Origin of the sequence: Burkholderia sp. Ap-955 (genome assembly GCF_011753045.1) — a bacterium.
GTDB classification, from domain to species: Bacteria; Pseudomonadota; Gammaproteobacteria; order Burkholderiales; family Burkholderiaceae; genus Burkholderia; species Burkholderia lata_D.
Window position 1 is genome coordinate 1 of record NZ_VWWH01000021.1, and the last position, 21,982, is coordinate 21,982.

20 protein-coding genes and 1 pseudogene are annotated in these 21,982 nt (G+C 63.8%); 5 read left to right on the forward strand and 16 right to left on the reverse strand.

The window, feature by feature from the left end:
- Positions 1-307 (forward strand): annotated as a pseudogene (locus tag F3J15_RS14400) (RNA chaperone Hfq); the annotation flags it as partial.
- Positions 308-383: 76 nt separating this feature from the next.
- Here F3J15_RS14400 and F3J15_RS14405 read toward each other — a convergent pair.
- The 14 genes from F3J15_RS14405 to F3J15_RS14470 form a co-directional block, all read right to left on the reverse strand.
- Complete coding sequence (locus tag F3J15_RS14405) at positions 384-1,085, reverse strand: DUF2968 domain-containing protein (RefSeq protein ID WP_166891873.1); 702 nt, start codon at positions 1,083-1,085, stop codon at positions 384-386.
- A 54-nt stretch (positions 1,086-1,139) separates the two neighbouring features.
- Positions 1,140-2,531, reverse strand: a complete 1,392-nt coding sequence (locus F3J15_RS14410; RefSeq protein WP_089445502.1) for a sigma-54 dependent transcriptional regulator — start codon at positions 2,529-2,531, stop codon at positions 1,140-1,142.
- A gap of 108 nt (positions 2,532-2,639) precedes the next feature.
- A complete protein-coding gene (locus F3J15_RS14415; protein ID WP_275691216.1) occupies positions 2,640-4,664 on the reverse strand; it encodes a pilus assembly protein TadG-related protein in 2,025 nt (674 codons plus the stop codon).
- 11 nt (positions 4,665-4,675) lie between these two features.
- On the reverse strand, positions 4,676-5,002 hold the full coding sequence (locus F3J15_RS14420; protein WP_166891879.1) for a DUF3613 domain-containing protein: 327 nt from the start codon (positions 5,000-5,002) through the stop codon (positions 4,676-4,678).
- A gap of 20 nt (positions 5,003-5,022) precedes the next feature.
- Complete coding sequence (locus F3J15_RS14425) at positions 5,023-5,868, reverse strand: tetratricopeptide repeat protein (protein ID WP_089483889.1); 846 nt, start codon at positions 5,866-5,868, stop codon at positions 5,023-5,025.
- A gap of 17 nt (positions 5,869-5,885) precedes the next feature.
- Positions 5,886-6,881, reverse strand: a complete 996-nt coding sequence (locus F3J15_RS14430) for a type II secretion system F family protein (protein ID WP_089445498.1) — start codon at positions 6,879-6,881, stop codon at positions 5,886-5,888.
- A gap of 4 nt (positions 6,882-6,885) precedes the next feature.
- A complete protein-coding gene (locus F3J15_RS14435; protein ID WP_166891882.1) occupies positions 6,886-7,887 on the reverse strand; it encodes a type II secretion system F family protein in 1,002 nt (333 codons plus the stop codon).
- Positions 7,880-9,235 (reverse strand): CpaF family protein, encoded by a 1,356-nt coding sequence (locus F3J15_RS14440; protein WP_089445496.1) that lies wholly within the window; start codon positions 9,233-9,235, stop codon positions 7,880-7,882. Before F3J15_RS14440 ends, F3J15_RS14435 begins: the two co-directional genes overlap by 8 nt.
- Positions 9,236-9,238: 3 nt before the next feature.
- The gene (locus tag F3J15_RS14445) at positions 9,239-10,513 is read right to left on the reverse strand and encodes a fimbrial protein (protein ID WP_166891885.1); all 1,275 of its coding nucleotides are present in this window, start codon (positions 10,511-10,513) and stop codon (positions 9,239-9,241) included.
- A 60-nt stretch (positions 10,514-10,573) separates the two neighbouring features.
- Positions 10,574-11,902 (reverse strand): type II and III secretion system protein family protein, encoded by a 1,329-nt coding sequence (locus tag F3J15_RS14450; RefSeq protein WP_089445495.1) that lies wholly within the window; start codon positions 11,900-11,902, stop codon positions 10,574-10,576.
- Positions 11,903-11,967: 65 nt separating this feature from the next.
- Entirely contained in the window at positions 11,968-12,900 is a 933-nt protein-coding gene (cpaB, locus tag F3J15_RS14455; protein ID WP_166891888.1) for a Flp pilus assembly protein CpaB, read from the reverse strand.
- A gap of 86 nt (positions 12,901-12,986) precedes the next feature.
- Positions 12,987-13,433, reverse strand: coding sequence for a TadE family protein (locus F3J15_RS14460; protein WP_166891891.1), 447 nt, complete (start codon positions 13,431-13,433; stop codon positions 12,987-12,989).
- On the reverse strand, positions 13,430-13,930 hold the full coding sequence (locus F3J15_RS14465) for a prepilin peptidase (protein ID WP_089445492.1): 501 nt from the start codon (positions 13,928-13,930) through the stop codon (positions 13,430-13,432). The genes F3J15_RS14460 and F3J15_RS14465 overlap by 4 nt, the downstream gene beginning before the upstream one ends.
- Positions 13,931-14,044: 114 nt before the next feature.
- Positions 14,045-14,251 carry a Flp family type IVb pilin gene (locus F3J15_RS14470; protein WP_089445491.1) on the reverse strand — a complete coding sequence of 69 codons (207 nt, stop codon included), beginning with the start codon at positions 14,249-14,251 and terminating at the stop codon, positions 14,045-14,047.
- A gap of 677 nt (positions 14,252-14,928) precedes the next feature.
- Between F3J15_RS14470 and F3J15_RS14475 the strand changes: the two genes are divergently transcribed.
- The 4 genes from F3J15_RS14475 (at position 14,929) to F3J15_RS14490 (ending at position 20,219) form a co-directional block, all read left to right on the forward strand.
- Complete coding sequence (locus tag F3J15_RS14475) at positions 14,929-16,371, forward strand: collagen-like triple helix repeat-containing protein (protein ID WP_166891894.1); 1,443 nt, start codon at positions 14,929-14,931, stop codon at positions 16,369-16,371.
- Positions 16,372-16,411: 40 nt separating this feature from the next.
- Positions 16,412-17,761: a collagen-like triple helix repeat-containing protein gene (locus tag F3J15_RS14480; RefSeq protein WP_166891897.1), complete on the forward strand. Its 1,350-nt coding sequence runs from the start codon at positions 16,412-16,414 to the stop codon at positions 17,759-17,761.
- Between the two features lie 144 nt (positions 17,762-17,905).
- Positions 17,906-19,591: a ShlB/FhaC/HecB family hemolysin secretion/activation protein gene (locus tag F3J15_RS14485; protein WP_166891900.1), complete on the forward strand. Its 1,686-nt coding sequence runs from the start codon at positions 17,906-17,908 to the stop codon at positions 19,589-19,591.
- A gap of 166 nt (positions 19,592-19,757) precedes the next feature.
- Positions 19,758-20,219, forward strand: coding sequence for a DUF2147 domain-containing protein (locus F3J15_RS14490; protein ID WP_069247829.1), 462 nt, complete (start codon positions 19,758-19,760; stop codon positions 20,217-20,219).
- Between the two features lie 103 nt (positions 20,220-20,322).
- On the opposite strand, the gene F3J15_RS14495 is transcribed toward F3J15_RS14490, so the two are convergent.
- A complete protein-coding gene (locus F3J15_RS14495) occupies positions 20,323-20,733 on the reverse strand; it encodes a transposase (protein WP_069247828.1) in 411 nt (136 codons plus the stop codon).
- A gap of 144 nt (positions 20,734-20,877) precedes the next feature.
- Positions 20,878-21,975 carry a cell division protein ZapE gene (gene zapE / locus F3J15_RS14500; RefSeq protein ID WP_069247827.1) on the reverse strand — a complete coding sequence of 366 codons (1,098 nt, stop codon included), beginning with the start codon at positions 21,973-21,975 and terminating at the stop codon, positions 20,878-20,880.
- Positions 21,976-21,982 lie beyond the last annotated feature (7 nt).

Here is a 21,982-nt window from a genome sequence, read left to right on the forward strand (position 1 = left end):
CGAAGGCGGCGGTCACAGCCCGTACGGCTCGCACGGCGGCCCGCGTGAATCGCGCGGCGACGGCGGCTACGGCTCCCGCGAACCGCGTGAAGGCTATGGCTCGCGCGAACCGCGCGAGGGTTACGGCTCGCGTGAGCCGCGCGAAGGCTACGGTGCCCCGCGCGAACCCCGTGAACCGCGCGAAAGCTACGGCGCACCGCGCGACACCGGCGACGCATCCGGCAACGCCTCGTCGTCGGATTCCCGCGGCGGCAGCGGGCCGGTCATCGTGACGCGCCGCCGGCGAATCGTGCCGGACGGCCAGTAAAGCAAAAGGGCAAGCCAACCGGCTTGCCCTTTTTACTTGTGCTGCCGCGCGGCATGTCGCCGCACCGCCGCCGGGTTCAGCGTGCCGTCGTCGGCAGGCCCGCATCGGCCTCACGCTGCAACGAACGCACCTGCTGCTGCAACGCACGCAGTTGCGACTGAAGCTCGGCCTGCTGCGCCTGCAATGTGGCCGTCTCGTTGCGTACGCTCTTCTGGCGATCCGCGACCGCCGCCTGCTGCTGGCGTGCGATCGAGATATCGGCCTGCAGACGCCGCGCGCGATCCTGCGTGACTTCGATCTGCTTGTCCATTTGCGCCTTCTGCGATTCCAGCTTCGCCGCCCGCAGTTCGTTCACGGCCAGCCGCTCCGCCTGGCGCGAGAAATCGCGATAAATCGCTTCCGCACGCGTTTCGTCGTAAGTCTTGATGACACGCCAGAACGCCTTCTGCTGGAACAGCGCGACGAAGTACGCACCGTCCTTCACGTTGAACAGCAGGCTCGCGCCGTAGCTGCCGTTGTAGCTCGTGCGCATTTCCGTCAGCGAGTGCGCCTGGATCTGGCGCTGCAAGTCGTCGACCGTGCTCGGCCCCGTGGACTCGCCGGCCTGCGGCTGCAGCGACGTCTGCGAATCGATCACCGGAATCGCCGCCACCGGCGCCGATGCCTGCTGTACGGCCGGCGAACCGCTGTCCGCCAGACTTTGCGCATATGCGCCCTGCATGCCTCCCGCCAGGGCGAACAATACGCACGCCCTTCCCAACCCCGTCATATGGCTCATGAAGTTCTATTCCCGCCCGAGTCGTTGTAATTCAGCGCGATTTTATCTCATTAATTACTCACTTTCGCGGGTCTCGGGCTCCTCGTCGAAGATCTGGTATTTGCGCATTTTTTCCCACAGTACCTTGCGGCTGATGCCGAGCTGCTGCGCCGTATCCTGACGCCGCCAGCCGTTTGCGTCGAGCGCCGCAATGACTCGGTTGCGCTCGTTCATGTCCCACTTGCTGCGGTCGACGAAGACCTCAGCCGCACTCTCCACCGGTACCGGCTGGGCCGAACTGCGCGCGTGCGCGATCAGCCGCTGCAGCCGCGCGGCATCCCACCCGCCCGTCTGCCGCACCGTCACGCCGACACGCTCGGCGAGGTTGCGCAGTTCGCGCACGTTGCCGGGGAAATAGCTGTCCGCGACGGAATCCGTCAGCCAGTACGGCAGGTCGGACAACTGAGCGAGCCGCTCCTCGCCGACGACCTGTGCGACGAACGACTTGAACAGCGCGATCTTGTCGACGGCCCCTCGCTCTTCCAGCGACGGAATGCTCAGCTCGATCACCGCGAGCCGGTAGTAGAGATCGGCGCGGAACAGCCCATCCTTCACGAGCTGCGGCAGCTTCTTGTTGCTCGCCGCGACCAGACGGAAATCGACCTTGACCGGTGTCGTCGCGCCGACGCGCAGCACCGCGCCATCCTCGAGCACGCGCAGCAGCTTGACCTGCTGGTACAGCGGCAGATCGCCGACTTCGTCGAGGAACAGCGTGCCGCCGCCCGCCTGCTCGAAATAGCCTTTATGCGCAACAACCGCGCCCGTGAACGATCCCTTCGCATGACCGAAGAACAGCGATTCGAACAGACCGTCGGGAATCGCGCCGCAGTTCACGGGTACGAATTCGCCATGCCGGTAGCGCGAATGTTTTTCGTGCAGCAGCTGCGCGATGCGCTCCTTGCCGACGCCGGTTTCGCCGTGCAGCAACACGTTGGTGTCGCAATCGGCGAACGTATCGACTTCGTGCAGCAGAGCCTGCATCGATTCCGAGTGCGCGACGAGTTCGGCCGGATGCGACGTTTCGGCTGCGTGCGCGCGCAGTTGCGTGACGAGCTTGCCGATCATGCCGCGCAGTTCCGCGCACGTGAAGTCGAGCGGCAGGATGTGCGAATACTCGGGCGGATACTGCGACGCGTCGTGGTCGCGCGCCGCGCCGACCCAGACGACCGGCATGCCGATATTGGCCTGCCAGTCGCGCAGGAATGCCGCGCCGCCTTCGATCATCGTCACGCTGATGATCGCCAGCGACCGCCGCATCGCGGCGCGCTCGGGCGAGACCGTCGCGTTGTCGGCGCGGATCACTTCGACGTCGAAGCTCGCCATGCACCGGGCGACGCGGTCGACAATGTCCGCCTTGCCTTCCCAGACGTACAGGTCGAGCTCTTCGATTGCTGGCGTGGTTCTCATGTTTCGGGTGCGGCTTCAGTGATTGACGAGTTGCTTTGCATTGCAGATCAGTGCGCAGTTGCACGCAGCAGCGACGCTGCCCGCGTTGATGACTGAACGTTCAGGCATTTATTGAACCAGCATGGGGTTGCCGCATTTGATCGAGTCCGGTGTGTTCGTGACATAGGCGTTCCCGAGGCTCAGACCGAGCAGGCCCGTGACCGAGTTCAGGAGAGAGTCGACCGGTTGCAGGAGCAGCGGAACGAGCGTACTTCCGAGTGCGCTCAGGAGCGGCACGGTCAGGACATTCAACACCGGATTCAAGATGCCGGCCAGCACCTTTGCAAGGCCACCCTGCGCCGACAACGTGAACGACAGTCCACTATTGGCTATTCCCTTGACAGCAGGCGCCAGAAACTGACCCGTTGTCGTACTAAGCATGTACGGCGACCCAGGACTCGGCAGCGCGGACGACCCAGGTCCAGGATACGTAAACGTCAGCGGCGCCCAATTCTGATTGGCAACAGGAATCGTCACCTGTCCTGGCTGTATGGCGATGTTGACCAAAATCTGATTCAGGTTGATGAGCCCAAACGTCAGAGCAGTGAGCAAATCCGTCACGGAACCAAGGCCGAGCAGGTCGAGCAGACTCTGCAGGCTGACGGTCACCAGCGGAATCGGGGTTGCTCCGCTGTCGGGCGTATATCCAGACGGTGCGTTGAGATTGAGCAGCGTAGTCGATGAACCGCCGATATACACGGCAGCCACTCCGGTCTGCACGTTCACAGTCGCGCTCTTCGTACCGTCCGCGGAACAGGTGACGGACGCGAGGCCGGCCTTGGCCGGCGCCACGGAGGCGGTGATCGGCAATTGAACGGCAGCAAGCGGCGTCGGACTACCCGAAGGGCAACTGCCGCCCGGATAGACCAATCCGCCGGTAGGACAGCTCGACAGCAGCGATATCGACGTATTGAGGAAAATGTTCCCTTGCGCGGTCGACGTATTGGTCGTGCAATTGTCCGTTCCACAGTTCGACGGCCCGGGCGGACCACTCGCGGTGGACGGCGGATTGGCCCCCAGCTTGACGGAACCCGACACGGTCACGTTCAGTAACGGCGCGAGCAACGTAGGCGTCTGGACCGTGACGCTCGGAATGGCGACCGAATTCGTGCCATTCGCGATCTGCAATGCGGTCGACAGCAATCCGAGGGCATTGACGCTAGCGTCAACTGCGGAGGTTCCGGTCGCGGTTGCAGCGGAAACCAATTGGCCGAGCGCGATCTGCGGCCCGGTGCAGACACCGGTCGAACAAAGGGCGATGTTCAGCGCATTCAGCACCGTCAAATTCGCCGCGGCCACGTTTTGCTGTGTCGCTGCCTGCAATACGGCAGTGGCCAGTTGGCCGAGCGTCACGGTACCGTTCAATACGCCCGTGGTCGTGCCGACTGGCAGATTGGCGAGAATACCGGCCAGCTTCAGGTTGACTTGCGCCAGACCCTGGTAGTCGAGGACCTTCAGACTCAGCGCATTCGGAGACCCCGTCAGCACTTGCAGCAACTTGTTGGCCAACCCGCCGTTCAACGCAGCCAGCGACGTGGTCAGCGTGAAGCTGTCGGTCGGCACGCTCTTGGCGATAGCCGACGCACTGATCGTGACGCCGTTGATAAAGATCCCGCTCACCGGCTCCGAAACCGTCACGCACACCGCGTTGACCGATTGCCCCGCGCCGACCGCTCCGCCTGACAAGCCGGCGCATTGGTTATTGGCGGGCAGCGGGGCTCCCGAGGTACGCGTAAATTGTGCGCTGGCGCCGCTGGTTGCCGGCGGGCTCCAGATCCCGCACGTCACGGCTGCAGTGGCCTTTCCCGACAGCAGGCTTGCCGGCACGTTCGTGACTTGATTGACCGCGGTCGTTGCTGCCGTGCAAGTGGCGTCGCTGGCGACCTGCGTAACACCAGAAAGCGCGGCCAAATCGGCAGCCGACTGCATATGGCGTCGTTCGGCATAGTAGCGTCCGATATCCGTCGCACCCAGCACAATGACCGCTATCGCCAGGAAGATCGTCGCCATGATCCCGGCACCGCCGCGCTGGTGATGTTTGCGCAAGCAGCTGGCCCGGCACCGCCGAACCGCGTGTGATTGAGTCGTGCGCATCGCCGTCTCGCCTACTGCGCAGCTTGCCCGCCACCCGACATGCCGCTGGCAGAGCCGAGCTGCGAATTCATCGTGTCGGGAATCTTGTTCTTGAACGAGTCGAGATAGCGTTGATAGACAAGCGACGCAACGTCGCCGAGCACCGGTTGCGCCGGCGCAGCAGCAAGATTGCCGCGCTGCATGGCGAGCCATTCCTTCGCCGAGCGCTCGACATCGGACGCGCGCGGCGCACCTGCATCCTGTGCATAGGCGACAGCCGAGCCGACCACGATCCACACGATCGCACCGAGTGCTGCGATCCGGCCCACGCGCACGTTTCGATGATGTTTATTGTTCATGTCGTTCCCCCGATGTCTGTTCATTGTGCAAAGCGCTGCAACAGTGGCACGGTCTGGTCATAGCCGAAATTGTTCGCCATCGGTGTAATCGGCGCTGCGGCAGCGCGACGCGACACCACCGATGGTGTCGCGACCGCACGCTGCTGCGCCCGTGCCGCCGCGACGATCTTCGCCGCGTCGCCGGCGATGTCCTTGCGGATATCCGCTGGTAGATGTTGCTGATTCATCAACCGCTGAGCATCCTGTGTACGCCCCGCCGCGATCAGGTAAAGCGCAAGATTGCTGACGATCTTGGGATTGCGCTGATCCAGTTCGGCCGCCTTCATCAACGGCACCCGCGCACCGACGACGTCGCCGCTGCGCAACTTCGCGTATGCGAGATCGGACAGCAGCGACGCATCGGTCGGCGCAAGATCCGACGCCTGCGCGAGCACCTGCGCCGCACGGTCGAAATCGCCTGCCGCGCCGGCGATCAACCCGAGCCCGCGATAACCTCGCGCGGCAAGCGGCGTTTTCAGCAGTTGTGTATAGACGGCCGCGCTTGCGGCCGGCTGGTCGGTCATCCGCAGTGCGTCCGCGCGCAACAGGATCGACTCCGGAATCGCGCCATAGGTCTTGTCGTACGCATCGATATGCGCGAGCGATGCAAAGTAGAGCCCCTGTCCCTGCATCCGCTGGATCAGACCGAGGTACATCCCGGGCGTATCCGGCACGGACTGCTTCTGATCGGCCGCCTGCATCAGCGCCGCACGCTCGGTCTGCGAGCTGACGCCGTACCCGTTTTCCTTGGTTGCGCACGCACCGAGCAGCAGCACTGCTGCCGCAGCCACACCCATTTGCGATGCCATCCCGCTGATCCGCTTCATCGTCTTTCCTTCCACCGTCAATGGCGCGACGACAGTGCGTGCGTCACGGCCAGCAAACCCGGTCCGGCCGTCACGATCAGCAAGGCGGGCAGCAACGTCAACACCATCACGCCAGTCATCTTCACGGTCAATCGACCAATCCGTTCACGCAACATCGCACGGCGCGTCTCGCGCAACCGGTCGCCGAACTGCTTGAGCGGCTCCTGCACCGCACCGCCATGTTTGTCGACCTGGACCATCAATCGCACGATCGCGCGCAGATCCTCGTTGTCGAATCCGCCGGACAGACGCTGCAACGACTGCTCGCGCGTCCGGCCTGCCGCGAACTGGCGCTGTGCGATCCCCATTTCCGACGACAGTACCGGCATCATTCCGCGAAAATCGTTCGTCACGACCTGCAGGCTCTGATCGAGCGACAACCCGACGCCTTGCAGCAGACGCAGCATGTCGACGAGCAACGGCAATTCGTCGATCACGCTTTGACGCCGCGCCGCCGCGCGGCGCTGCACGTATAGCTTCGGCAACATGAAGCCGAGCCCGAAAGCGGCAAATAAGCCGACCATCCACGTGCTGCCCTTCATATGCCCGCTCGCGAAAATCGCGAACAGCAGCGGCAGCCCGATTCCGCATGCGACCCGCGCGCTCAGGAACAGCCCGCGCGTGCGCGTGTCGACGTACCCGCATTGCTCGAGCAAGCGGCGATCCTCTTCCGCGACAGCGTATTTGCCGAGCCCGGTATCGAGCCAGCGCACACCAGCCGCCGACAGGCGATCGAGAATTCGTTCGACGCGCTGTCCCCGCCGGACGGCGGGCTTTACTGGCGCCTCGCCTCCGTCCGGCGCGGTCCGCGCTTTCGCTGCTTCGAGCGTGGCCATGCGCCGGTCGAGCGCATCGACAAGCGCGCGCTCGGCGCGCGTCGCGGCACTCGCGCGCAACAATGCGATCATGCCGAACAGCAGCACGCCGAGTGCGCCGCTCCCCAGGGCAATCGCTCCGATCTGAGTCGCTGTCATAACATCACCTGAGCCGAGCCATTCGATACAGCCAGAGACTGCCGGCCAATTGCAACAGGAACGCGAACATCAGGAGCGTCCGCCCGCTCGGATCGTTCCACATCCCGTGCAGATACTTCGGATTGGTCACGACGATAAAGCTGCCGATCCCGATCGGCAGCATCACGAGCACGAACGCCGACAACCTCGTTTCTGCCGACATCGCCGTCAACTCGCGTTCCGCCTGTTCGAGATCGCGCATGAATACGGCCATGCGCTCGAGCATCACGTCCGCGCGGCCGCCGTACTTGACCGACAGTCGCAACACGGAACCGACGAGTTCGAACTCCTCGGTCCGGTAGATTTTCGCGATGTGCACCATTGCGCGATCGATTTCGACACCGCCTCGCAACATCCTCGACACGTGATCGAGACAGCCGCGAAGCGGCTCCTCGGTCGTCAGCAGCGCGGACTGGAATGCCGCCGGCACGCTATTGCCAAGGGTCACGAGACGCACGATGCCGTCGAGGAACGACGGGATCTGCCGGACGATCTTCAGCCTGCGCCGCTGAATTCGCGACGCGAGCCAGACGCCGAAAATCGAGCAGCCGCACGCGAGCGCGGCGAAGCACGCGAGCGCGCCACCACGGTTGCCCGCGAACGCCGCGATCGCAACCAACACGGCAAGCGCGACCAGCGTCTTGCCGCGCGCATCCTCGATCCCCGCGCGACTCACAAGGTTCGCCAGATATTCGGATGCGACCGCATACTGATGCTTCCAGAACGTATCAGACGATGCGCTCCGTGCAGCACCAGGTTGCGGCGACATCGCACGCTCGGCACCGGCCGTCGACGGCCGTGCTGCCCGTGCGGCAACCCCGGCACGTGCGCCCGGTTCGAGCCGGCTGTCGATAAAGCGTTTCGCGTCGGTCCGTACGCGCCGGTTCTCCGCGTGACGCCACAGCATCACCGCCGCCGCGACGCACAGCATCGCGAAAGCCAGCACCCACGCCATCGCGCTATACATTGAAGCCCCCGCCGCCGCGGCCGAACCCGCCACCACCGAAGCCACCGCCAAACCCGCCGCTCGTCAGCGTCTGACGGAATCGTGCGAGCTTCGGCGAATGCGGATGAATGCCCAGCGTTTCCCAGTTGTCGACTTCCTCGCCCTCCGGCGTCACGCGCGCTTCATAGCGATAAAGCTCCTGCGTCGCGATGATGTTGTCGGACAATCCGGTCACTTCGGTGATCGACAGGATCCGCCGCCGCCCGTTCGACAGACGCCCGATCTGCACGATGAAGTCGATCGCGTTCGCGATTTGCCGGCGCAGGCTTGATTCGGTGCCCTGGAAGCCAGCAAAGCCGGCAAGCATCTCGAGACGGTACAGACACTCACGCGGCGAACTCGCATGCACGGTGCCCATCGAGCCGTCGTGACCGGTATTCATCGCCTGCAGCATTTCCAGCACTTCGCCGCCGCGCACTTCGCCGACGATGATCCGGTCAGGGCGCATCCGCAGTGTATTGCGCAACAGGTCGCGAATCGACACGACGCCGGTGCCGTCGAACCCGCCCGGACGGCTTTCGAGCCGCACGACGTGCGGGTGGTTCAGCGACAGTTCCGCCGTATCCTCGATCGTCACGACACGCTCGATCTCCGGAATGTGGAACGCGAGCGCGTTGAGCAACGACGTCTTGCCGGAACTCGTGCCGCCCGACACGAGAATGTTGCAGCGTGCCTCGACCGCTGCCTGGAGCAGCGTGTTGATCTCTTCGTTGAACGTGCCGTTGCCGAGCAGATCGGACGGCTTCAGTGGATCCTTGCGGAATTTCCGGATCGATACGACCGGGCCGTCGATCGACAGCGGCTCGATCACGACGTTCACGCGGCCACCGTCGGGCAGCCGCGCGTCGACCATCGGGTTAGACTCGTCGAGCCGACGACCGATCGGCGCGAGAATCCGGCGCACGATCCGCAGCAGGTGCGCGTTGTCGGTAAAGCGCACCGGCAGCCTCGCGAGGATCCCGTGACGCGACACGTACACGTCGTTGTAGCCGTTGATCAGGATGTCCTCGACGGCCGGGTCCGCGAGCAGGTCCTCGATCGGCCCGAAGCCCGCAAGCTCCTTGGTCAGCGCCTCGGCGATCGTACGCACCTCGTTCTCGTTGAGCGGAATGCGGCGCAGGCGCACGAAGCTGTCGATCTCGAGATCGACGAACTGGTTGATCGCCTGTCGGGACCATCGGCCGAATTCGGCGCCCAGTTCTTCGATGCGCGTCAGCAGATGTTCATGCGCGGCATTCTTGATGTCGTGGAATTGCTGCGTCTGGGAGAACGGCGCTGCGCCGTCGGCGAATTGAATGTCGTGTGCCATCGCTTACGACCGCTTGGACGAGGGTTGAATGAAGCGCTTCAGCGCAGACAGGCCGGATGCCGGTCGCGTGGCGGTCGATCTGACCGACACGCCCGGCAGCCGCGCGGCAAGCGACTCGAGCGCGCGAACGTACGGGTCGCGCTCCGTCATGTCGACGATGAGCCGGCCCTGGTTTGCCGCATGGCCGATCGCGACGCGTCGCGACGGCAACGTACCCACCAGCGCCAGGCCGAGACGCTCGGCAATCTGTGCAGGCGTCAGGTCGAGTGCGGGATCGTACTGGTTGACGACGAGCCGGACGCGATCGGTGTCGACACCCGCGTCGCGCAAACCGGTGAGCAAATCGGCTGCGGACACGATCGACGCGACGCCCTGATCGCAGACGAGCCACGCCTCGTCGGCCGACGTCGTCATCTGGGCAACGAACTCGCGATTCGAAAAACCACCGAGATCGACGATCTGCTGATCGAAGAAGGCTCGAAACCGGTTCAGCAATCCGGCACACGACGCATACGAGACATCGCGCAGCCCGCCGAGATCTGCAGGAAGCGTCGTCAATGCAACACCGCTCTCATGCCGGGTCAGTGCGGTATTCACGAAGGTTCGGTCGATGCGGCGCAGGTTGTGAACCGCATCGACGAAATGGAATTCGCAGCGGGTATTCAGGAACAGCGCGCCATCGCCTGCCGGCAGCCCCAGGTCGACGAGCGCGGTCTGGCGACCGGCCGGTGTGCCGCCATTCGACTCGCCGCTCCCCCCCGAACTCACCGCGCGCTTCTGCAGCCATACGGCGAGATTCGCAGCGAGCGTGCTCACCCCCATGCCGGCGCGCGCGCCAAGCAATGCGACGACCTTGCCATGGCGGCTCGCCGGCTCGCCGACGTTCGCAAGCAGTCCGCGAGTCGTGCGCAATGCCTCCTCTGGCGGCGCCGACACGTCGATGAAATCGCGCACGCCTGCACGCAATGCGGCCAGCGTGCTCTCCGGCTGTGCGAGCGAGCCGAGCGCAACGATCGGCAGGCCCGGATGCGATGCGCGTACCGCTGCGGCCGCCACGCTCGCCGCCGTGCTGCCGCCGGAAAAATCGATGAATACGAGAGCCGGATTGAGACCCGTAATGCGCTGCGCGAGCACGCCCGGCTCAAGTGACGCAGGCTCGACCGCACCGGCCGATACGAGCGTATCGGCCAACCAGCGGACGTGCGCCTCCTGTTGCGATGCGCAAACGAAATAGTCTGTCACGGCGGGTTCACACAATGATTGGATTCGCGCGTTCATGTTGAACAACCCGGATTACGCAAGGCGTGGCAATACGTCGCGACTCGCGATGCATCGCACTCATTTCGAAAAACCCGGAGCTGCATCCGGCGATGCTGCTCCGCCCAAATACGATTTCCAAACCGGCCCGTCCCGCTGCTCAGACAGTTCACCAGGTGTCGCGGGCAATACCGCGCCCTTCGCAATCGGTGCGACGAGATGCGGCGTCACGATGAACAGCAATTCCTTGTCGTTCTGCTGATAGTTCAGATTCTTGAAGAACGTACCGATGATCGGCAAATCACCGAGCAGCGGCACCTTGTTGACGTTCGACATGGTCTGGCGATCGATCAGGCCGCCAATCACGAAGCTCTCGCCGTCGCCGAGCTCGACCGTCGTGTCGGCACGACGCGTCGTGATTCCCGGCACCGCAACACCGCTGATCGTCACGCTGTTCACGTAATCGAGTTGGCTCGATTCGGGCGCAACCTTCAACGCGATCCGCTGCGGGCTCAGCACCGTGGGCGTCAGCGACAGTCCGACACCGTACTGCTTCCACTGGATCGCGGTCGAGCCAAGCCCTTGCGGCGACGGCACCGGAATCTCGCCGCCGGCGAGGAAGCTCGCGCTCTGGCCGGACAACGCAACGAGCGTCGGCTCCGCAAGCACGCGGGCGAGATTGTTCGCCTCGAGCAGCGACAGGTCGGCGAAGATCCCGCGGCCCGCAGCGTTCACGACCAGGTTGAACGCGGACGAGACAGGCGAGCCGAGCGTCGGAATGTACCCCGCCGCGCCAGGGGACCCACCGTTATACGATTGCACACCGCCGGGCGAAAACGATCCGAACGAAAAGCCGTTGCTCTGCTTGAAGAAATTGAACCCAACCTGCTTGAGGACCGAGCGGCTGAATTCAACGACCCGCACGTCGACCTGCACGACGCTCTTGCCCGCGATCGTCGAGCGATCGATCACGGCGCCCTTCCCGCTCATGTTCTTGCCGACTGCAGCCGCGCGCGCATGCGCATCGAGCGACGCCGACGAACCCTGCAGCACGGCAGTGCCACCGTATGCATTCACGCGCGGCGTGGAGCCGTCGAGCACCGCTTGCGCCGCCGCGTCGACAACCTCGACGCTCCAGACCGTCGGTTCGTCGTGACCGCGCTCCCACAGCATCACATTCGTCGCGCCGGGTGCCTTCGCCGTCAGCAGCACGGAACCGGAGCGGCTGCCCTTCATGATCAGTACGTCGGCGATTGTCGGATCGCCAACCGCGACACGCTGCAGCGCGCGGCCCGCCGAAAGCTGCCGCTGCGCGCCGACCGCCAGCTCGATCGTGCCGTTCGCGCTCGCAAACGACGCCAAAGTCATGGTGCAGATAGCAATCGCGAATCCAATCAGTGTGTTTTTCATTGTTTGGTCGACCGTCACGCGGCCCTTTACTTGTCGTCGCTGATATCGATGGCCGTCGATGTCGTTCAATTGGCAACCGTTTCCGACCGGCCGCCGCGGATCACTTCGATGCCGCCTCCGCCGCCCCCGCCCGTCCGCACCGCCGGCGGCAGACGCGATGGCAACGGCGGCACGTTCACATTGACCACCGCGGCTCTCTGTGTGCCGGATAGTTGCTGCAGCGAGACGCCAGCGGCGGCGAGCGCCGACGGCGACAGCTTGTTGTCCGTCCGCACCGCGACCGTCTGTATCGCAAGCTCGTCGTCGCGCGGGTTGCGCAACGCGAACGTCAGGCGCCCGCTCGCCTCGCCGAGCGTCAGCGCATCGACTTGCGCGGTCGGCACCGCAAGCACCGCGATGCGGACACCGGACGGTTGACCGTTGTTGCCGTTGGCGGTATTGCCGCTGTCTCGATCGGGTGTCGCGTCGCCGAACGACAACACACGCACCTTCGACAACAGCAGCCGCGCCTGCGTCTGCGAAACTTCGCCGTCAAGCATCGTGCCCCCGCCTTCGCGCTTCAAATTCAGAAATACGTCGACGAAATTGCCGGGCCGCAACCGGTTGCCGACCGCATTGGTTTCGTCGACCCGCACTGCGATCGCACGCTCGCCCGGTTGTACGTCCTCCGCAAGCCCCGACACCAGCGCCCCCGCGACAACCGGCGACGAAGCCGGAATATCCGCTGCCGGCACCCGGCCAACGAGCACGGACGGATCGGCAAACGCACCCGTCGGTACCGGTGCCGTCTGCTTGATCTTCAGTGCGTCGGCCGTGATCGGCTGGCCGGCGGGCAACACCCGTGTCGCGATCACGACCGGAAACGGGCTGGCCGCCACGGTTTGCTGGACTGGCGTCGCATTCTGCGTGCTGCGCCCGAGCATCCACGCGTAGATTCCGAGCAATACGGCGATTGCAATCAGCAGTCCCGCGATGATCTTCGTTAAATTGTTGGCCATGTTGTTGTGTGGATGCCGGAATGAAAGTCCGATGGGTTTCTGCGTGATTCGCGCGTCAGCGGGCCCTTCGCGTCACGATACGTACTTCAAAGGATCGACTGCGGAATCTGCACGACCGCCGTACTCGTCAACGGTCGATTCAGTATGCTTCCCAGAAATGGCATGGTTGTTATCCAGTCCTTGGGGGTGTAATTCACCGTAACCGACAGGCAGTACAACGACGGTGGAACCGACGTGTCATAACTGCACGGCGGTGCCACGACTTGCGGCGTACCGACATTCAGCCAGGCCACGACACTCTGCGCAGTCGTTGTGGCGTTCGTTATGCGCGCCGCAAGAGTGGGGGCGTAAACCAACCCGGCCCGTGCACCTTCGCTGGCGGCAAATGTCAGGCTCTGCTGAATCGTGAAGATCATCCCGAAACTGACGACGCCGTAGAAAATCACGAACAACAACGGAAACACGATCGCAAACTCGACTGCCGTCGCGCCACGCTGCCGACGGCGTCCACGCGGACACATCTGTCGTTTCATCGCACGCCCCCCGTTGCGACAAGAAAGACAACCCATGCAGCAGCTGGCGCCATGAGACATGCCGCATAAGGTGTTGCCCGGTATTTGCCAAGCACCATTGCCGGCTGGCCCCGTTGCCACAACGCGCCGATCGACGTGCGCGACAGCAGCATCAGGGCCAGAGCATGAATGCCGGCGGCAAGACTGGCGGCGATCCAGATCCACAGCAGCGCATGTGCGCCGCACCACACGCCGATCGCGGCAAAGATCTTGACGTCCGCCGCACCCATGACGCGCAGCAAAAAAAGCGGAAAAAAGGCGACCAACCCGACCAGCAGGCCGATCATCGCCTGCGCCGGGAGAATGCCGAATGGGCCGGCGTTGAAATACGCTCCACTCAGGCCGAAGACCAACCCCGCCAGAACGAGCGAATTCGAAACGCGCCGATAACGGATGTCGCTGGTTGCGACGAACGCAGCCCAGACCAGGAACACCCCGCTGAAAATGAAATGTGCCATCGCACCGCAACCTGCGACAAATGTCGCGGAGGACGGACTGCCAACGGCAATCCGCCCGCCACAACATCAAGACGACTCAATGTTTCGAGGTCGTACCAATTAACGCCAGGTGGGTTACTTAAAGATACTGGCAGCCGTACAGTTCGTCCCGCTCGGGGTGGTCAGACACGCCCCGAGGTTCGTGAACATATTGCCAAGATTAGTGCCGATCGTTGAGGCACCAGCCAGGATCGCGACAGCGATAAGACCCGCAATCAGCCCGTACTCGATCGCGGTAACCCCGTTGTTTTCCTTAAGAAAACGCTTGATGTTTGCTCTCATTTTATTCCTCGTGCCTGTATTTGCGTTCTTTGGCCTTTTATACGTATACGTCCCCGCATATCCAGCCGTTGCCCCGCGCTGTTCGCCACATGTGCTGCAACGACAACCGGGTGCGCTTTCTTTATAGATTGCCCCGAGGGGCATGGCTCAACATTTGATGCAAGTTAACATTCGCGATAGTGACCCTCCTCGAACGTTGTGTACCGAACCGTACATTTGCTTACATCTGCTTCGGATTCTATATCCGATCCTATTTAACTTCCAACCTCTTTTAACGGCCTGGATCGAGAAAAATGACCCGGAGCGCAACGTATTTGTACGGCGTTTCGGTACTACTTACACATAGGATTTACGATAGGTTAGATGTGCACACCTAATCCACCAGTAAAACAATTGCCTCGTCCACCAAGCCTGCGCGCGCCCCACGTTACGCCGCACGCGTAACGCCAATGTTGTGACGTTACGTTACGAAACACTCGAAACCGTTCTCATTCATCCGTCCTTAAACAGATTCAACAATCTTTCAATTTCCATAACTTCCTTTTCCGACAAGGAATTGCCCCGTTTAAAACCTGTTGTCGAACCGTCGAGCATCGAAATGGCACGACAGTTGCAGAGTAGTCCGCGCACCACTCAACACAACGCAGTTCACAACACATTTTTAATGCGAGGAAGAAATGGACATTAAGGTTATCCCTCATGGCGTGTTCCGGACGACTCTGATCGCGGCCACCGTTGCAGCCATGCTTTCCCTCTCCGCGTGCGGCGGCTCCGGTTCGATCAGCAAGGGCATCAGCGGCGGCTCGAGCTCCGGCGGCGGCGACTCCATCTCCACGTCGGGCGGCGGCACCTCGGGCGGCACGTCCGGCTCGACGAGCGGCGGCACGTCGGGCAGCACCAGCGGCTCGACGAGTGGGTCGACCAGCGGCACCACGAGTGGAACGTCCAGCGGCACTTCCAGCGGTACCTCCAGCGGTACGAGCGGCACCTCCGGCGTGTCGGCGAATCCAGTGGGTACCGTCATCGCAAAAAGCAGCAATCTCATCACGGATATCGGCGGCACCGTGTCGGGCGTCGGCACCGCGATCGCCGGCCAGTCGCTGCCGGGCGTGAACCCAGGCACGACGCAAGCGGCAGGCGGCATCGTGCAGAGCGTTGGCGGCGCGGTCACGGCACTCGGCAATGGCGTCGGCAACGGCCTCGGCCAGCTCGGCGCGACGAAAGACCCGGTCGGCGTCACGGTCGCCAGCACGGGCGGCGTCGTGAACCAGCTCGGCGGCGCAGTCACGCAGACCGGCAACCTCGTCACCAGCCTCGGCAGCGGCCCGCTGTCGCCGCTCGCACCCGTCACCGGCGCCGTCGGCGGCCTGGTCACGCAGGTCGGCAACGCGGTAGCGAACGGCGGCACCACGCTGTCCAACGTGCTGTCAACCGGCCCGATCCAGCAAGTCACGCAGACGGTCAGCTCGGCCATCACGCCGATCACGACGATGGTCGGCCAGACGACCCAGACGATCGGCACCGCGACCGGCCTCGGCGCGCCCGTCAACACGCTGCTCGGCACGGTCGGCAACGGCCTGAACCAGGCCGGCGCCCTGCTCGCGTCGGCGGGCGGCAACCCTGCCACGACCGGCCTTGGCAACACGGTCTCGTCGACGGGCAACACCGTGAAGGCCGTCGGCGGCCTGCTCACGGGTGGCACCGGCGGCGTGACCAACCCGCTCGCACCGCTCACGGGTCTCCTCACGACGGTCACGGGTACGCTCGGCGGCGCAACGGGTGGCGCCAGCAGCCCGCTCGCCCCGGTTACCGGCCTCGTCTCGACGGTCACGGGTGCACTCGGCGGCGCAACGGGCGGCACGAGCGGCAGCCCGCTCGCCCCGGTCACGGGTCTCCTCGGCGCGGTAACGGGCGCACTCGGCGGCGCGACGGGCGGTGCAGGCAGCAGCAGCCCGCTCGCCCCGGTGACGAACGTCGTGTCCACGGTGACCAGCGCGGTCGGCGCACCGGCATTGACCGGCGGCACGGGCGCCGTCACGAACTCGGGTTCGTCGTCGAATCCGCTCGCGCCCGTCACGTCGCTGATCGGCGGCCTGCTCGGCGGCACGCACGGCAAGTAAACCAACATCCATCAATCGACAAGACAGCGAGGAGTCCATCATGTCCCAGCAACGTTCTCTCACGACAGCCGCCCTGCGCCAATGGCGCGCGCCCCTCACGGCCTTCGCCGCCGCCTGCCTGCTGGCCGCCTGCGGCGGTGGTGGCGTCAGCTCGCCGCCGACCAGCAGCAGCAACAATAACAACCCGAGCACGAGCGGTACGCCGAGCACGAGCGGTACCAGCGGCTCGCCGACCGGCACCAAGGGCGCCGTCAGCACGCTCGGCCAGACCGCAACCGACCTCGGCAGCACGATCGGCAACGTCAGCCTGCCGGGCCTCGGCGACGGCGTGACGAAGGGTGTCGGTAGCACCGTGTCGAGCACCGGCACGATCATCAACGCGGCCGCGGATGCGTTGAGCAACGGGCTCGGCCAGACCGGCTCCATCAAGGATCCGGTCGGCACCACGGTCGCCGGCCTCGGCAACGTCGTCGGCGCGACGAGCAACACGGTGTCCGGCCTGAGCTCGACCGTCAAGGCGCTGGGCACCGGCCCGTTGGCACCGCTCGCGCCGGTCACGACGCCGGTCGGCACGGTGCTCGACACAGTCGCGAACGGCCTGTCGGCGGCCGGTACCACGGTCGGCTCGACGCTGTCGTCGGGTGCCGTACAGCAAGTCACGCAGCCGCTCAGCTCGGCGATCACGCCGCTGGTGATTACCGCGGGCCAGGTCACGCAACAGGTCGGCACGACCACCGGCCTCGGTCAGCCCGTGTCAGGCCTGCTCGGCCAGATCGGCGGCGCCATCAGCTCGGCCGGCAAGCAGGTCGCCGGCACGTCGAGCCAGCCGCTCGTCGGCGACGTCGGTCAGCTCGTCACAGCGGTCGGCAACACCGTGACCAACGCGGGTGGCCTCGTCAACCCGAACGGCCCGAACGGCGCGGCACCGATCCCCGGTCTGATCACGAGCCTCGTTGGCGGCTCGACGGCGACCGTACAGAACGGCACGTCGTCGGGTTCCGGCTCGACGAATCCGCTCGGCGGCCTGCTGTCGGGTCTCGGCTCGACGCCGCTCGGTTCGCTCACGGGCGCACTCGGCGGCGCGACCGGCGGTTCGGGTAGCAGCCCGCTCGCGCCCGTCACGAATCTCGTGTCGACGGTCACGGGCACGCTCGGTGGCGCTACGGGTGGTGCAGGCAGTGCAAACCCTCTCGCGCCTGTAACCGGTTTGCTGAATACTGTCACCGGAGCAGTGGGCGGCGCAGCAGGAGCCGGGGGATCGAGCCCGCTCGCACCGATCACGTCGCTGGTTGGCAGCGTCACGGGTACGGCAACGTCGGGCGGCAACTCGACGGGGCTGCTGGCACCGGTAACGGGATTGCTGGGTACGCTGGGTAGCGTTGGCAAGTAAGGAGGACGGTCGCACCTTCGCAGCCGGAGCGGATGGCGCGGCCGTACAAACACAACCGGCATTGCGGCACGCGGCGCGCGGCACCCTGGTGTCGCGCGCCGGCATTACAAAGAAGACGAAGAGCAAGGCCAACGAGGAAGAACAATGAAATCCAGACTCGACAGATGGATGATGCTGCTCGCCATCGCGGCAGCAGGCACGGCACATGCACAAACGCGCGTCGGCGGTAACCCGCTCGACTCCCTGCCCCAGATCAATGCGCCGAAAACCGGCCCGAACGTGACCGTGCAGGTCGCACCACAAGCGCCGCAATTGCAGGAGTTGCTGTCGCGCCACCTGACGCCGACCACATTCCAGGTCGAAGGCGTGAAGTCCGTTCCGTTCGAGGAAATCTCGCGTCGCTTCACCCCTCTCGTCGGCAAGGACATCACGATCGGCGAACTGATCGAAACCGCCAACGGCGTGACGAAGCTGTATCAGGATCGCGGCTTCGCGCTGTCGTTCGCGTTCGTTCCGGCGCAGACGTTCGAGAACGGCGTCGTGCGCATCACGGTAGTCGAAGGCTATGTATCGGACGTCAAGGTCACCGGCAAGCCCGGTGCGATGGAATCGAAGATTCGTGCAATCGCCGCGCATATCACTGCCGATCGCCCGCTGCGCCGCGCGACGTTTGAACGCTACGTGAACACCTTCGGCCTGTTGCCCGGCCTCACGGTCAAGGCGAACGTACCGCCGCCGCAAACCACGGACGGTGCCACCACGCTCGAGCTCGCGGTCGACCGCAAGCCGTTCAACGTCAGCACCGGTATCGACTTCAACCACCCGGGCGTCCAGGGTCTCATCACCGCGACCGAAAACGGCCTCACGTCGTTCGGCGAGCAACTGAGCATTTCCGCGCTCGCGCCGCCTGGGCGCGACAAGCAAACCTATTTCGCATTCAGCGGCGCGGTACCTGTGGGCAGCAGCGGCCTGATCACGCGCCTCGACGCGAGCACCTATCGCGGCAAGCCGACCGACAACCCGGGGCTGCCGTCGTACGTGCAACGTACGGTCAAGAACGAGAAACTGGGTCTTTCGGCATCCTATCCGATACTGTTGAACAACCAGCGCAGCCTGCTCGGCACGGTGTCGGGCTACGCGGCGCACAACGAGGACAATTACCAGAACCAGATCAACGGCGCGACGCTCAACAATCGGTCGCAGGTCCGCGTACTGCAACTGCAACTTGACTACACCAGCGTCCAGCCGAAGCAAGTGCGAAAGTTGAGCGTCAACGTGGCCAAGGCGTTCGACATCCTCGGCGCGTCGAAATCGCAGGTCGCCCAGGCCAACGGCTCGACGATCACGTACGCCGACCCGACTTCGCTGACGTTCGTCCGCACGGGCGCGACCTTCACGCAAACCAACGAGTGGCCGTTCCGGATCGGCACGTCGGTCTCGCTGACCGGCCAATACAGCCCCGACTCGCTGCCGACGTCCGAGCAGATCTCGTTCGGCTCGACGCGTTACGCGCTCGGCTATCAGCCGGGCGAAGCGTCGGGCGACTCGGGATGGGGGATGTCGCTCGAGGTCAACCGCGGCTTCACGCCGGGCTGGACGTATATGAAATCCGTTACGCCGTACATCGCCTACGACATGGCGCGTGTGTACCTGCATGCGGGCACACCGTCGCCGAACCGCATGTCGTCGGTCGGTATCGGCGTGCGTTTCACCGACAGCCGCTTCTACAGCCTCGACCTGAACGTCGCGAAGCCGGTGGGTGACGCTCCCGTCGAAAGCGCGTCACGCAGCCCGCGCATCAACGCCGCATTCTCATATCAGCTCAACTGATCGGTCACCAAACAGCCCGCGCCACGCGGGCTGTTTCGATTAGAGTCCCCTCTATCAAACGTGGCACGCGGTTTCACGTATTCTGGCGAAGCTCGCAACATGCCCGCCCCATGCAGACGGTCGTGCGAGCAAATCGCACACGACATGCAAAACAAGGAGGACGACAATGATTCAACTGACCCACCCGTTTCGTGCAATCGCCGTCGCAGGCGTACTGCTCGCTTGCGCCGCCCCCACGTTCGCACAAGCAGACAGCCCTATCGGCATGTGGCAGACGATCGACGACAACACGCATCAGCCGAAGGCACTCGTACAGATCGCCGAGGACGGTGACGGTGCGCTGACCGGCAAGGTCGTGAAGGGCCTCGGCGCGAACGATACGCCGGATCGCCGCTGCACTGCCTGCACGGACGAGCGCAAGGATCAGCTCATCAAGGGCATGACGATCATCAAGGCCATGAAGAAGGAAGGCGACCACTGGGACGGCGGCAACATTCTCGACCCGGAAAACGGCAAGGTCTACAAGTGCAAGATGACGCTTGAAGACGGCGGCCAGAAACTCGTCGTGCGCGGCTACATCGGCGTGTCGCTGCTCGGTCGTTCGCAGACCTGGGTTCGCCAGCAATAATGCGGCTCGCGCTTAAATGCGCGGCGCAATGAAAAAATCGGCCTGCGACGAAGTCGTCAGGCCGATTTTGTTTTGGTGCGTGCGTAGGTGGAACGGATGAAGATCACGCTGCATGCTTCAGCGTGTCCGACGCATAACTGCCAGGTGCGCGATATGCGGGCGCCGCATTGCTGCGTGCTTCCGCCGCCTTCGATTGCGTGTGCTTGCGCATCCGCGTGGACAACTCGTTGCACAGTTTCACGCCTGCGTCGCCATAGAGCTCACGCATGACACTCATCAACGTACCCGTCTCGTGCCAGACCTTGAAGCGACGATGGCAAGTTTGGTACGAAGGGTAACGACGCGGCATGGCCGACCACGTTGCGCCGCTGTAGATCACCCAGAGCACGCCGTTCAGGACGGCACGCGTATTGGCCAACGGCCGGCCGCGCAACTCGGTGCGCGGCTGCATTTCGGGTAGAAGCGACGCAACACAGCGCCACTCTTGGTCGTTCAGATCGCGATACGGTGTCATGGACATCTCCAGCCTTGGTAACCATGACACAACGATATCGGCTCACCTCAACAATGAATATAAGACAAATCCGAAATTACCCGGGGATTGCTTTAATTTGACCGGAATTGACGTTTGAATCCCGTCAATTGCCGGAAATCGCATTCAGGTCAGCGACGTATCGACGATGCGGCGCGGCGTTTCGATGTATTCCTTCGACTGCATCTCGACGATTCGCGAGACCGTTCGCGCAAATTCGTTGGCCATCGGGCCTTCGATATACAGTTGCTCCGCCGGCACCGCTGCGGACATCAGCAGCTTGACCTTGTGGTCGTACAGCACGTCGATGAGCCACGTGAAGCGCCGCGCCTCGGACGCCATCCGCGGCGACATCTGCGGCACCTCGGACAGCACGATCGCGTGGAAGCGGCTCGCCAGCTCGAGATAGTCGTTCTGCGAGCGCGGGCCGCCGCATAGCGTCGCGAAGTCGAACCATACGACACCGTCCGCCTTGCGCAGCGCCTTTAACTCGCGCTTCTCGATATGCAGGAGCGGGCTTTCGTCGGGAACGGCCGCGAGCTTCTGGAACGCATGCCGCAATTCGCGATCGGCATCCGCACCGAGCGGCGTGTGATACATCTTCACCTGCGCGAGCGTGCGCTGGCGATAATCGACGCCCGCGTCGACGTTGAGTACGTCGAGCTTGGACTTGATCAGCGCGATCGCCGGCAGCATGCGATCGCGATGCAAGCCGTCCGGATACAGGTCGTCGGGATCATAGTTGGACGTCATCACGAACTGCACGCCGTTGTTGAACAGGCGGTCGAGCAGACGGTACAGGATCATCGCATCGGCAATGTCCGACACGTGGAACTCGTCGAAACAGATCAGCCGGTAGCGCTTCGCGATGCGCCGTGCGAGTTCGTCGAGCGGATCGGCCTGCCCTTTCAGTTCCTCGAGCTCGCGGTGCACTTCGCGCATGAATTCGTGGAAATGCAGGCGCGTCTTGCGCTGCACGGGCACGACCGCGTAGAAGCTGTCCATCAGGAAGCTCTTGCCGCGACCGACGCCACCCCACATGTAGACGCCGCGCGGGAGGTCGGGATGATTGATGAGCTTCTTGAATGCGTTCGAGCGGCGCGCCTTGTACTCGACCCACTCGTCGAAACATTCCTGCAGACGATCGACGGCCGCGCGCTGTGCGGGATCGGACTGATAGCCGCGCGTGGTCAGTTCGCGCGTGTAGTATTCGGTGACGTTCATCGGGCAA